This is a genomic window from Alkalinema sp. FACHB-956, from assembly GCF_014697025.1.
In the GTDB taxonomy this organism is placed as follows: Bacteria; Cyanobacteriota; Cyanobacteriia; order Leptolyngbyales; family Leptolyngbyaceae; genus Alkalinema.
On record NZ_JACJRC010000001.1, the window covers coordinates 731,192 to 745,030 of the forward strand.

8 protein-coding genes are annotated in these 13,839 nt (G+C 52.4%); 5 read left to right on the forward strand and 3 right to left on the reverse strand.

Annotated elements, in window-relative coordinates:
• Positions 1–33: 33 nt before the first annotated feature.
• The 3 genes from H6G21_RS02900 to H6G21_RS02910 are packed head-to-tail and all read right to left on the reverse strand — an operon-like array spanning position 34 to position 6,778.
• On the reverse strand, positions 34–2,127 hold the full coding sequence (locus H6G21_RS02900; RefSeq protein WP_190570235.1) for an OmpA family protein: 2,094 nt from the start codon (positions 2,125–2,127) through the stop codon (positions 34–36).
• Positions 2,124–5,789 (reverse strand): Ig-like domain-containing protein, encoded by a 3,666-nt coding sequence (locus tag H6G21_RS02905; RefSeq protein WP_190570237.1) that lies wholly within the window; start codon positions 5,787–5,789, stop codon positions 2,124–2,126. Before H6G21_RS02905 ends, H6G21_RS02900 begins: the two co-directional genes overlap by 4 nt.
• Positions 5,789–6,778 (reverse strand): DUF11 domain-containing protein, encoded by a 990-nt coding sequence (locus H6G21_RS02910; protein ID WP_190570239.1) that lies wholly within the window; start codon positions 6,776–6,778, stop codon positions 5,789–5,791. Before H6G21_RS02910 ends, H6G21_RS02905 begins: the two co-directional genes overlap by 1 nt.
• Positions 6,779–7,919: 1,141 nt before the next feature.
• Between H6G21_RS02910 and H6G21_RS02915 the strand changes: the two genes are divergently transcribed.
• The 5 genes from H6G21_RS02915 to H6G21_RS02935 all read left to right on the forward strand — a co-directional run bounded on the left by H6G21_RS02915 (position 7,920) and on the right by H6G21_RS02935 (position 13,389).
• Positions 7,920–10,460, forward strand: a complete 2,541-nt coding sequence (locus H6G21_RS02915) for an ATP-binding protein (protein WP_190570241.1) — start codon at positions 7,920–7,922, stop codon at positions 10,458–10,460.
• A 172-nt stretch (positions 10,461–10,632) separates the two neighbouring features.
• Entirely contained in the window at positions 10,633–10,776 is a 144-nt protein-coding gene (locus tag H6G21_RS02920; protein WP_190570244.1) for a high light inducible protein, read from the forward strand.
• Positions 10,777–11,250: 474 nt separating this feature from the next.
• A complete protein-coding gene (locus tag H6G21_RS02925; protein WP_190570523.1) occupies positions 11,251–11,640 on the forward strand; it encodes a VOC family protein in 390 nt (129 codons plus the stop codon).
• A gap of 105 nt (positions 11,641–11,745) precedes the next feature.
• Positions 11,746–11,973 carry a type II toxin-antitoxin system VapB family antitoxin gene (locus tag H6G21_RS02930; protein WP_190570246.1) on the forward strand — a complete coding sequence of 76 codons (228 nt, stop codon included), beginning with the start codon at positions 11,746–11,748 and terminating at the stop codon, positions 11,971–11,973.
• Between the two features lie 57 nt (positions 11,974–12,030).
• The gene (locus H6G21_RS02935; RefSeq protein WP_190570248.1) at positions 12,031–13,389 is read left to right on the forward strand and encodes a recombinase family protein; all 1,359 of its coding nucleotides are present in this window, start codon (positions 12,031–12,033) and stop codon (positions 13,387–13,389) included.
• Positions 13,390–13,839: the final 450 nt, after the last annotated feature.

Genomic DNA, 13,839 nt, shown 5'->3' on the forward strand with positions numbered 1-13,839 from the left:
TGCACAGACTTATGGTTTCTCACAGTTCCATCCTCACGGTTCGATTTGCAGGTCGTCTTCCTGCACGATGACTTCAATGTCGCGAATATCTTTGTAGATAATTTCCGTTCGCCGATCGCGGGCGTAATCGAGTTTCCGGGAACCGTCGGAGAGGCGTTGCCGTTCCCCAAAGGTGCGAATGGTCATGCGGCTGGGGTCGATGCCCTTACGGAGCAAATAATTCCGAACAGACAAGGCACGGCGTTTGCCCAGTTCAATATTGTAGGCATCACTGGCGCGGGGATCGGTGTGGCCATGGAGGTCGATGATGATTGTGGGATTGGCTTTGAGCACTGCTACCACTTTATCGAGGACTTGGGCGCTGCGATCGCTGATGAAAGATTGATCCAGCGCAAAGTGAATATTTCTGGGAACCTTTAAGCGAATCGGCTCCGGTGGCTGTACAGGCGGTGGCTGTACGGGGGGCTTGGGAGGGTCTGGGGGCGAAACGCAAACGGGTGGGGTCGCCGGAGTAGGGGTATCGGGAATCGCTTGGCCGATCGTCGCGTTAATCGCCGGTTCCGAGGTGCCGTATTGCGGGTGGTGGGAGATCGCGCTAATGCGATCGCCATTTTTCAACCCACTTTTAACGGTGGCGTAGAACTTACCATTTTTGATTTCGCTAATGGTTAACAGCAAGGTTCCTAGCGCCCCGGCGTCTGTGGGTTTGTCTTTGACTTGATAAATTTCAACGGTAGACCCCTCATCGGCAGTACCGGATAGGACAACGGCATCGCCTTGCATTGGAATTTGCCGTTGATCAAATTGCGGGGCATTAATCGCTGCATTACCCGTATCGCGGCGACGATTGGGACTGTTACGATCGGGATTTAATCCATCGCCCCGTTGATAATCGGAGACATCGGTATTGTGTTGGGTGTTGAGATCAATGCTCAGCCCTTCCAGATCACTGAACTGATTGCGCTCGATCAAATTACCCACACTCGCAGGGGCGGCAGCGACAACAACCCCCGCAGCGGTTTGATGCTGAATCGTGTTTTGAGTCACGTGATGCCGATTGCCCATTAGGTAAACCGCAGCACGACGTAACCGACGACCGTTGTACACGATCGAATTTTCGTAAATGTTGATTGATCCGTCGGGTTTGAATAAATAAATGCCGCTACCATCGTTACCACAAATGTGGTTGCCAGTGATGTCCGTACGATCGACCTTACCTTCCAAGCGAATAGCATCGGGCATTCCCGCAATGCCATTGCCAGTAATCACATTCTGCGTAATTAATGTATTTTCTGCTTTGACTCCGGTAATAATGGCACTGCCGTCATGGTTAGCAATCCAGTTATTGCGAATCGTGGTTCCCGTACTGTTGAACACAGACACGCCAAAGGCCGAGGTGCGATCGGGCATGGATTGGTCATGTCGAATCCCCAGCCAGTTGTTTTCAATCAGGATATTTTTCGGCGGAATATCCCGATCGTAAAAGGGTGCATTGTTGGCAGGGGGTTGCTGCTGGCGAATATCCGGCGGGGGCGCAAGGTGGGCGATAAAAATATCCGCTGGCGGCGTACTGGCAGTTTCCCCGTGGCTGGCGGTAAAGCCGTAGAGACTCAAACCGCGAATGGTGACATTATCGCTGGTGATCGTCAGCCCGCGCAGAATCTCGACTCCGGCAGCTGGGGTCAGTTCAACGATCGGTTGGCGTAGGTTGGCATTTTGGGCCAGGATCACCCGATCGCCTGCGTAGCCCGCTTGGGTGGTGCCGTCGATCGTCAAAGACCGCTTAATCTCCGGCAGGGCTTGCTGTAATTGGATCACGGTTTGTCCCGAAGGAAGCTGGAACCCGATCGTCACCAGTGGCGGTTGCCCGGAGGGACTTGTGGGGAGCGTAATCAGTTGCCGTTCCGCTGGACTGAGTTTCTCCGGAGCCAGATCGCCGTTGGCAACGCTGATGGCCTCCCGCAGGGTCAAGCGATCATCCGGCGCGATCGTGTCGTCTGCACTATTGACCGTTAACACCGCCGCGTCGATCGGGTTAGCCCTGGCTGCATTAGTCAGCACTCCCAGGGGCATCAGGTGGCCGAATACCCCGAACAAACTTAGTAACCCTAGAAATTGAACCTTCATCGTGCACCCTCCGCCAGCAGTTTTTCCATGCGAGTCAACCCACTAAAGTGCTGGATAGCCAGAGATTTGGGTTGGGTTTGAATCGATTGGGACAATGGAATAATGGATTGTCCCGGTGATGCCTGGGATAGTGATTGAGACAGTGATTGGGATAGTGATTGGGACAGTGATTGGGATAGCGGTGGCGATAACGGCACGATCGACGACGGACTGAAGGAAGCCTCCGAAACGTTGAAGGCTGCATTCGGCTGTTGGGTCACCACGGATTCCTGCTGTTGCTTGGGCGCGATGCGTTGGCGACCGAAGCCAAACAGATCGTTCAACTTCACGGACAGGGCAACATACGGCCCACCCCGCGATCGCGAGCCATCAAAATCAACATCATCGGTGCGTCCAAAGCTGTAGCCAGCAGCTACCCGCAGATTGGGGGTGATGTAATACCCCGCTTCCAGGAGGAAGCCCAACTCATCGCTACTGGTTTGGGTTTGGTGAATCCAGCGTACTTCGCCGACCAGATCCCAGTTGTAGCCCAGTTTGTAGCCTGCCCGGAATTGCGTCAGCGTGGTCGTATTTTTGCCAACCAGATCCCGCGCTAGGTAGGAGGTGGTCGATCGCAGGGCGAATTTGCTGTAGAACTCCCAGCGGAAACTGGGGGCGTAGATTAATTCCACCGCTCCCAGGTGCACCTTCGATCCCGACCCCACGCCAAACAGCAACGTACTGGGGCTGATGTCGGGATTTTCGCGATATTCATAGCGCAGTAGAGCATTAAAGCGATCGTCGTTGGGATCGCGATAGGCCAGTCCCAGTTTGAGATTTTTCGTATCCCCCAGGCCCACGATCGTTTGGTTGGCGTAATTGGCCTGCTGGAACCGTCCCAGCACAGTCAGGGCGGGTGACACCTTGCCAACGGCGGCAGCGGAAATCACCATATTGTTGCCTTCGCTGGAGTTGCGCTTTTCAAAGCGGGCGCTGGCCTTGAAATTGGGATTGTCAGTATATTCAAAGCCAATGCTGTAGCTATCCCCAGAGGTGACGCCCAGGGACGCCGCATTCTGCCCGACGGCGTAGGGCTGGGCGTACTGTTGCCCGGTGCCTGTATAGGTGAAGATGTCGCCGAAAATCCGCTCATAGGCCAGATTCATCCGCAGTCCCGGCGAGAGCTTGAACTGGTGCTGCAAGCCGATCGCCCCTTGGCTCGACCAACCGTTAATCCCATTCAACACGGAATAGCGTCCGGTTAGGGTCGTATCTTCGCTGAGTTTTTGATCGACCAGCGTTTCAAAGGTCGTCAGGGAATTGCGGGCAAAGTCTCCGCCGGAGAGGAACTGCTGGGCCACCCGCAGCGTGACGCCGGGGAAAGCTTTCCAATCGAGGCCCACGGTGGTGCGATCGGGATAGAGGGGATCGCGCTGCCCACCGAGGCTCAGTTCGTTCTGGACTCGGAATAGCAAGGTATCGGTGATCGGGTAGGTAAACCGGGAGACCAGTTGGTTGCTATCCTCCGTCAGGCGATTGGCGATGCGATCGTCGCGGGTGCGATTGACCCAATCCAGGCTGAGGGAGGCCGTGCCAAACTTTTGGGACACGCCCGCACTAATTGTCGTCAGGGAATTATCCACCGGACTACCGGGAGGCGCTTGCACTCCCGGTTCAAACAGCGACTCAAAGACTGTGCGTACCTGGGTGGCGATGCCGTAGTTAATTTCCCGATCGACCCGCGCTTGGAACTGCGTCGAGTCGCTCACTTTGGCGGCGAACTCGGCCCCGTAGCGGGTTTGTCCCGGCGCAAAGCTAAAGGTGGCATTGTTGGCAAAGCCTTCGTCTACGGATTTGTAGTAGGCGCGGGCGGCGATATCGGGCGAAAACTGCGCGATCGCTTCCACGCGATAGGCGCTACCGCTGACATAGCCAAAGGGCGAATTGTTATTCGATCGGGCAAACTCCGCCACAATGCGACTGGATTTACCGAGGGAAATTTGGGCATCGGCTCCGTAGAGTTCAAAGTCCTGTCCCCCCAGATCTTCCCGCAGGTAGGATGTGGCTAACCAGCTTTCCTGACCCAGTTCTCGGGCGAGATTGTATTGCAATCGACCGGCGTAGAGCTTGGTGTCATTATCTCCCCCATCGTACTGATAGGTCACGACAATCCGCCGCACCAACGTTTGGCCAAATAGATCCGCCTCCGTTTGTAGAACCGGTTTGCGGAAGATTAATGCGCCGCGATCGTAATCAATTTCGTAATCGCGATTGCGGGATAAATTTAGCCGTTTAACAACAGTGCCGGGACGGTTTAACTCCTCGGTTTCAATGAAAACGTTTTCACTCCCGGCTAGAACTAAGCGTCGCGATAGGAAATAGTAGCCGCTGGTGCCGTTCGGCGCGATCGTATCCCGCTGGAACCCCTGCAAGTTATTGCCATACATCAGTGTGGCTTGCAGGTTGCCCAAGTTGTAGTTACCCTTAAAGCCGTGCAGCGATCGTTGCGTGGCGGTGAACAGTTGAGAGGGACGGGAAAACTCGTCGGTTTTGTAATCTCCCCACATGAAGTAGTCCGAACCTGCATCCGGCACCGGAGAAGTGCGTTCAAACTTGAGGAACACACTGTCGATCGACGGTGTTAGGAAATCAACCGTAGAGCTATCACCATAGACAGGATAGACCTGATCGCAAAACTGATCGGCTCGGAATAAGCTGGTGGTGCCTGAACAGGTTTCGTTGAGGTTGCGTTGACTGTTGTAGGCTCCGGTAAAAAGCCAATCGCCTACAGTGCCGATCGCGAAGACCGCAGCGTTGGCTTCCACGGCGGTTCCGGTCAAATCATCCCGCAGAAAATCCCGAAAGCTGCCGTAGTAGTTTGTTCCCGCTGCCCCGATCCGCAGATTCAGGGTTCCGGAGACAAGGGCAGGCCGCAGGTTGGTGATGAACTCCACCGACGTGTAGACTTCCACAGGTGTGGACGGCGGTAGGGAAAATTTTGCTGCCGGAATTTTAGCGTTCTGCTGGGGTTGGATCACTCGATCGAGCCCTGCACGGATCCTCACCCTTTGGGGGATGAGATTGGCCTGCAAGTCCACACTGAACTCGCCATTGCGGGCCATAACTTGAAATCCGGCCAAATCCGTGTCGTAATCAGCTCCGATGAACTTCCCGGCGGTGGTGGTCAGCGTCACCAAGGCATCTTGGCTGATGGGGGTGCCATTGGCATCCAGAATGCGACCTGTTAAGCTAACCCGCGATCGGCCATCGGCGGGAATCCGCGAATCACTGCTGGGCTTCAGTTCGATCTGACTGGGGGGCAGGACGGTGGGAATCGCCGGTGCCGTTGGCGAGCTGCTGGGTACGGCTATGGGTGGATCCAGTGGAGGGCTTTGGGCTAGCGTTGCTCCGGCTGCGATCGGTTCCGTTGCGATCGGTTCCGTTGCGATCGATTCTGTTGTGGGCTGTGCTGTATCGTCGCTGATGGGGGCCAGCAGAGCGGCGGGGTTGGAACTGCCCCAATTTGCCTGTGCTTCCTCCAGGGAGACAGGTGAAGCCGTCGTCGCTTCCGATTGAGAGCCCAGGGGTCGATCGGTGGCTTGGGTTTGACCGACGGCAGGTTTGCTGGCGAAGCTAAGTGCGAAGGTGCCTAGGAGGCTGATCAAAACGGTAGAAGCCTTCATTATCGTCCCTCCCCAAAGGTGGGTGTGACCGCAAAATTCATCCGTGCGAGGCCACCGGGAGCCAGGTTGACCATGCGGGAGGTGCTGTTGTTTTCGATGCGGTAGAGATTGGGGGCGATCGTATAACCGGGCAAACTGGTTAGATCCAGCGTGCCGACGTGGGTGCCCGCCAGAACTTGGCTGAGCGAGAATAAACCATTGCTATCGGTGGTGACGCGATTACCGTCTTCCATGAACAGAACCGCATTGGGCACGCCCGGTTCTCCCGGCTGTTGCTGCCCGTCAAAGTTCTTATCCACAAAGACCCGACCAACGATCGTGCCGCAATCCGACAGAATCCCGCGCCGAATCTGGAGCTGGTGACTGGCCGTATTGCTGACATAGCGGCCTAGGGGATCGGTGCCTTCCGAAACAGCCAGGTTGCGACCATTGCCGCGTATGGCATCGGGGGTGACCAAGGCACCATAGACCAGCGATAGTGTTTGTTGCTGAGGAACGAGTGTTCCAGGATAGCGAAAGGTGACTACCCGACCGTTAACGGTTGTAGTGACATTCTCCAACGGCGTGAGGGGGCCGTTAGTATTACTGATGCCTGCCCGCACGGTATTGGGCAAAAATTGTAACCCTTGGGGTAACGTATCGGTGATTGTGATGTCATTGGCATTGGCGGAGCCCGTGTTGCGAATCAACAAGCGATAAATGACGGTATCGCCCGGTTCTGCCGCAACTCGATCGCCTGCTTTAATAATTTCTAAAGCAGGACGGTTGATGATGGAGACGATCGCAGGAACTTGAGTTGGGTTGGAATTAACGCCTACAGGACTAGGGCCATTCAGCGTTGTGCGAAAGTTAGCAGTGGCAGTGTTGTTGATAGTAATGGGTACTTCAGCAGTATGACTGGGTAACTCCCAATTCCCTATCAAGAGGCTGATCAAAAGGCCAAAACCACAGAGCCACCATTTACCCAACGAATGCGTTGGAAAATTCATCGAAGATCACCCAATTAAAATGGTATAAACGCCCTGATTTAAAAGTTGTAAAGGAATGCACCCAATTTAAGAGAAGTTGAACCCCATTTAAGGTGATACTTAAGTTAAGGTAATACTTCAGTAGTAGATCGATTGTCAGAGTCGGCAACAACAGCTCAGTCACAACAGTTTCAATAGTAAGTCACCATGGCTCATCCTAATAAATGACTGGTAAACTCTTGATTTGATTTCAGTGCTTCGAAACTGCCTCAGCGTCGAAAGCAAGGGGGCTGACCACTAAATTAAGAAATGGAGCAATGCAATTGAACAGTGAAATTGACAAGTAAAATTGACGAGGGAAAATGGTTTAGGTCAGTGAAATTGACTGCCCAGATTGACTGCCTATTAAGTGAATAGCAATCAAATAAATAGCCCTGCCCTGCATGCTGAATGATTTTCCTCCTAGTCTTGATAGACACTTATTGACTCTCTATTGTTCAAGATTACTGGATAATACGGATTTAGCACGAGCTTCATGGAACTTTCTTGCAAAATTTTACGGATAGTTTGATAAGTTTCTGTTGTGGATACGAACCCTCTGCCTGGGGCAAGATGACGGTTCTAAAGGTGATAGAAAATCAACTTTTTTCCCTCACTGAAGCTGATCTAGATCACGTTTGCTGAGTCTATGGCAGAAGTCTCGATCGTTCCCCTCAAGATTTAGCGGGTCTGCTCAGCCTTTCAGCAGGCTAAGACTGGAAACATTGTGAGTATTGTTTAAATTCTTTGCCTGTATCTATCTTTGTCTGCATCTATCCCAGTGATGATTGGGACTGGAGTGGGTCCGCAAGGGGAGGGGTGAGAGGAATACTGAGATGAAACGAGCGTGCTGTTGGGCAACCTAAAAACGGGGTGTGATTTCTTGGCTACATCCTGACGATGAATAGGGACTCACTTGGAATAGGAACTCACTTGGGGAGTAAATCTTAGGGGATAAATCTTGGGGGGTAAATTTTTGAATCCTTTCTCTGATGGCTGCGATCGCAGGAATTTCAGGGATGGGAGAGATTTGATGGGTGGAGAGTGCCCTGATTCAGTGATCTTTGGTTGATACTAGATTTAATCTCGTTCATCGCTGTTGTTTGGTGAAGTCTTTCCCTCTATGGCTCAGTTGTCCCCTACTACGGCTTACTATCTGCGAAAACTATTACGCCAGAATTGGGAACGGCTGAGATCGATCGTGCGTCATGGGGCTGCATTGGAAGCGGATCCCCTGGGGGATTTAAACCAAGTCCTGGAAAGTCTCTACCTAGAGCCGGAGGAAGTGACCCGTGCTGTCCAGGAGTTAGAGCGCCTGACCCTGGCCCATCAGGCCCTTGCGGCCCGTCCGGGGGGGTATGGACTGGATCTGCAAAAGTTAGAAGCGCAAATTTTTTGGCTTTTAGGCTATAAATTTCAATCCACCGTGAACCAGGGGCTGATCTTGATCATCACCGCTGACCCGGAGTCATTGCGCTCCTTGGCCCAGGCCCTAGTCCGGAAAGAGTACAGCGTTGAAATGATGAGCCAGAGTCTGACCCAAGCGATCGAACTCGTGCAAATGAAACGTCCGCGCTTGATTCTGACGGATATGACCCTTCCGGATAGTCGGGGGCATCAGATTTGTAAGCGCTTGCAGGATCTGGAGGCTGGGTGTGACATTCCCGTCATGGTCATAGGGGGGGCGCAGACGCTCTCGGAGAAGCTGCGGGCCTTGGAGGGTGGGGTCGTGGACTACCTAGTGCAGCCGCTTCAGCAGGAGGAAGTCTTGGCTCGGGTGGCCTATCACTTGAAAGTGAGTAACCTGTTGCGAACGCTCACGGCCCAAAATCTTCAGTTTCATCAAGAGTTGCGGCAATCCCAGGAGGAAGGCAATACCTATCGGGCCATGTTTGAACAATCCGTGGATGGGATGTTCCAGTCCTCCTGGGAGGGGCAATATCTACGGGTGAACTCCGCTTTAGCGCGCTTGTATGGCTATGACTCGCCGGAGGAATTATTGGCCACGGTGACTAATATTCAGGAACAGCTCTATGTGCAGCCCGATCGACGGGAAGAGCTGATGGCTTACCTGAGTGTGCAGGATCAGGTGACGGAGTTTGAATCGCAAATTTACTGTAAGGATGGCTGCTGTATCTGGATTTCAGAAGATGTGCGAGCCGTGCGAGGTGAAGCGGGGCAGTTGCTGTTCCATGAAGGGGTTGTGCGGAATATTGACGATCGCAAACGACTTGATCAGCGCCTTGCGCTCCAGCATCAAGTGACCCAAATGCTAGCAGCCAATCCCACGCAACATCAAGCCAATCAGTATCTCCTGACGGCGATCGCAACCTGTTTGGGCTGGCCCCTTGGCGAACTGTGGATGGTCGAGCCGGAGAATCACCAACTGCACTGTGTACAAACCTGGCAGCGCTCATCCGAGGGTGAAGTGGCTTTTCTGGCAGAAGCGCAAGTGTTGCATCTGTCTATAGGAGAAGGGTTTCCTGGCTGTGTGGCGGAAGGCAACGAGCCAATTTGGGTGGCCGATGTGACGCAATTGCCCAAATTACGACGACTGGCCTTGGCGCGGCAGGCCAGCATTCAAAGTGCGGTGGGATTTCCCATTTTGCAGGGGCCGCAGGTTCTTGGGGTGGTGGCATTCTATGCCCAGGCTCTGGTGGAGTTGGATGCAAATCTGATGCAAATGGTGGCAACTATCGTCCAGCAATTTGGGCAATTCGTGGAACGCAAGCAAGCGGAAACGGCCCTGCGGCGATCGGAAATTCAGCTACGGCAGAAAACCCAACAACTGGAGACGACCCTGCGCCATCTGCAACAGACCCAAGTCAAACTGATTCAGCAGGAAAAAATGTCTAGCTTGGGGCAGTTGGTGGCTGGGATTTCCCATGAACTGAATAACCCCATCAGTTTTATCTACAGCAATTTAGTCTATGCCGAAGACTATATCCAGGATTTAATATCCGTTGTCAAAATCTATCGATCGCATTACCCAGAATCAATCCCAGAATTAGCCGAGGCGGATGCCCTGGATATTAATTTTCTATTGCAGGACTTTCCTAAACTCCTCAAATCGATCCAAACGGGATCGCAGCGAATTCGTAATATTGTGTCTGCCCTGAGGAGTTTTGCGCGGTTGGATGAAGTGGGTGAGAAGCCGACCCAACTCAATCAGGCATTGGAAACGATTATGATGCTCTTGGGGGCGCGCTTAGCGGAAACGGCTCAGCGTCCGGCGATTCAAGTGGTGCGGCAGTATGATCCCGCCCTCCCGGTGGTGCCGTGCGATCCAGGCCAAATGAATCAGGTGTTAATGATTTTGATCCTCAATGCGATCGAAGCGATCGATCGCTACTGGGTGGAGGAACGCCCCGATCGGGAACCCACGATCCGTCTTCAGACGGTGGCTCAAGGGAAAACACTCCAGGTTTGCATTGGGGATAATGGGCCAGGGATTCCGCCGGAACTGCACCAGCGGATTTTTGATCCCTTTTTTACTACTAAACCTGTGGGGCAAGGCACGGGGATGGGGCTCCCGATCGCCTACCAAATTCTGGAACATCACCACGGCAAGTTGGAATTTCAAAGTCAGTGGGGACAGGGGGCGGAGTTTATTGTGACGTTGCCGGTGGTGGAAGGAGGAGAGGGGGGAGTCGAGGAGGCATGATGGAGCCCTGAAGGGGCAATCAGGGCATAAATCGGGGGCTGCTTGGGGGATAAACCGGGGCAATTATCGCGGAGGGTTGATGCAATCCATCCAAAAACGATTAGTTGTCACTTTCTGTTACAAATGTTAATATTGATTTACAAACTCGATCCACGACTGGAGGATTTGGGACATGCAGAAGCAAGAATCAAAAATGGGTTTCACCGATTTTGCTGAGACTTGGAACGGTCGTTTGGCGATGCTGGGTCTGGCGATCGGGTTCGCGACTGAACTTTTGACAGGCCGGGGCATCTTGGCTCAACTAGGTCTGATGTAAGGTTGTGCCGGTTTCAGTCCGGATTTTAGAAAGCCTTTGGTTGAAACTCAAGAAAAGCCTACGTGATCTAATCAGCCTGGAGTGAATCGCTCCAGGTTTTTTGTTGTGGAGTGAGGGGTTGATTGGCTAAGGGATTGTCCGATGAATTGGCTGCGGGATTGCCTGATGGATTGTCTGGTCGATTGCCAGGTTGATTGAGTTCAGGTTGATTGAGTCCAGCGATGGAACGGCTGGGGAAAAACTAAAACCCCGTCAAATTGCGACTGGCTTTGAAAAGAAGCAACAATTCGATCGGGGCGGGAGACGCAGTTAGGAGGTATCTTTACATTTACCCTAACGAAAAAATTGCTAATTTGGCGGATATTTAATAAGTTCTTAAGGGCTGGAGCCATTGATGGATCTACTGTTGGCTAGATTGAATAATCTATGGTAGAGGATGATGGCATCAGGTTGGGATGATGAGGTGACAGGATGATTCAAATCACACATTTTTTACATACTGCGATCGTGGTGACGGATTTGGCTCGATCGGAACATTTTTATGGCACGGTGTTGGGCTTACCGAAGGTGGAGCGTAACCTCAAGTTTCCCGGTGCTTGGTATGAGATTGCGGGGATACAAATTCATTTAATGCAGGCAGCGGTTGTTGATGGAGCGCCGGAGCTGCCGGTGCGATCGATCCCCTGGGCCGAAAAGTGGGGACGGAATCCCCATTTGGCGCTGGCGGTGACGGATTTGGCAGGGGTTAAAGCGACGCTCGATCGGGCAGGTTATGTCTATCAAATGAGTGCATCGGGACGACCGGCATTATTTGTGCAAGATCCGGATGGCCATGTCATTGAGTTGGGAGAGGTGCAGAATTGAAGGTAGAGAGATTCCTCATGATTGTTAGGTGCAACAGTTAAAGTTAAGATGCGGGTTAAAATTTGAGGGCTATGATGCAGCGATGTCCATTTCCAGGGGCGCACTATGCAAGTCACGTTGAATCTCGATGAAGCTTTAATGAATGAAGCTCTACAACTGACGCAATTAATGACGGAGGAGCTATTGAACTTAGCGTTGAAAGAGCTTGTGAAATCCCGCCGCAAGAAAAATCTACTGGATCTTGCAGGACAAATTCAGTTTTGCTCCGACTTTGACCACAAAGCTTTATGCGAAATAAGCCATCCTGCTGATGGATCTTCTGTGTGGAATTAGGGTGGGGAGGCTGGAGCATTCTGGGTTAATGGGAGAGGTGGATAGTGGTGGAAATCGATGCGGATTTTGGCGTATCTCTATAGCGATCCTTTATTGGAATCGAGTCCTGACCCGGCTTTGTGGGGTTGGGAGGTCGATCGGGTCTATCAGGATTTTGCTGTAGAGGGGAATGCTCGATCGCAGTTGCAGCAATTGCTCAATGATTGCCAAACACAACCTGCTGATTATTTGTTATTAAGGCGATTGGAAGAATTGGGGGATTCGGTTCAGGCGATCGGCGATCGGTTGTCGGAATTAAAACAGTTATCGATTCGGGTGGTGACGATCGATCCAGTGGATACTGCCGGAGATAGCTCGGAGAATAATCCTGACGTGATTGCGGATGGTCACATTCGATCGGACGTTTTAAAACTGATTCAAGCATTACAACGGAATCAGCGCAGTCAACGGATTCAGCAAGGCCATGCCCGCAATCGGATGAAGGCGGCTCCGCCCCCTGGTCGATCGCCCTATGGGTATCGGCGCAGTCGCAATCGCTATGTGGTCGATCGCACGACGGCTCCGGTGGTGAAGGAGTTTTTTGAGCAATTTTTACTCTTTGGGTCGCTGCGGGGGGCAGTGCGCTACATTGCCAAGAAGTATGGTAAGAAAATTTCGCCCTCTACGGGGCAGCGCTGGTTAACAAATCCGGTGTATCGAGGGGATTTGGAATTTAAGGGTGGGGATGTGGTGGCGGATACCCACGAAGCGATTGTGTCGCGGGAGGAGGCGGCTCAAATCGATCGCTTGTTGCGGCGAAATCGACGGTTGCCCAGTCGGACGGCGAGTGCGCCGCGATCGCTGGCGGGGTTGGTGCAGTGCCAAGGGTGCCAGTCGCCGATGACGGTGACGCGGGTGGTGCCGCCCAAGGTGGTGCGGAAAAATGCTAAGGAGGTGAAGGAGTATCTCTACCTGCGGCCTACGGCTTGTCCTCTTCAGCCGAAATGTAAGGCGATTGCCTATGAAACAATTCTGCAACAGGCGATCGAACGGATTTGTGAAGACTTACCCCGTGCGGTGGCGGCGTTGGAGTTGCCGGATTTGGAACAGGTGCAGCGGGGCATCAATGGGGCGATCGTGGGTAAGCAGAAGATTATTGAGCAATTGCCGGGGTTAATTGCCAGTGGTATTTTGGATGGGGAAACGGCGCAGTTACGGGAATACAAGTTACGCACGGAAATGGCTGCGTTACAAAGTCGGTTGGCTCAGTTGCCGCCGGTGAATTTACCCGCGATCGCGCAAACGGTTTCGCTGCCGCAGTTTTGGTTGGATTTATCGGAGTCGGAGCGGCGGTTTTATTTTCGTGAGTTTCTGCGTTCGATCGAACTAGTGCGAGATGGTAAAAACTGGTCAATTAAACTGATTTTTATTTTTTGAGCAGGTTTGGATTACCTGTGCTGCGGCTAAGATTGAATACTCTACATATTCTACTCTGCCATGACTGATATCCAATGGTCTCTGAACTTCCTTTGTTCATAAAAAATTCCTACAGATTATGTAGGAGGGAAAAACAGAGGTTAGACGAATTAAACTTCGATCTCGTCTGTCAACTGAGGTTCTTCACTATTGCGTTTCTTCCTGAACGCTGCGACACCTAGCCCAACTAGACCAGGGAGGAGCGCTGGTGTGGGTATAGGGGTAGGGGATATCGAACTCACTTTCAAGTCAGCGTACGTATTGCCACATTGGTAGAAGTGCCGAGGACAATAATTTCACGTCGTATAGTCCATTCAAAGTGAATGACTGCCAGTAGAGCCGATAATGAAGGTTTTTTAACCTAAAATGCTTAATTTATGCGGATCTCTAGTCTACACAAACCAATCCTGA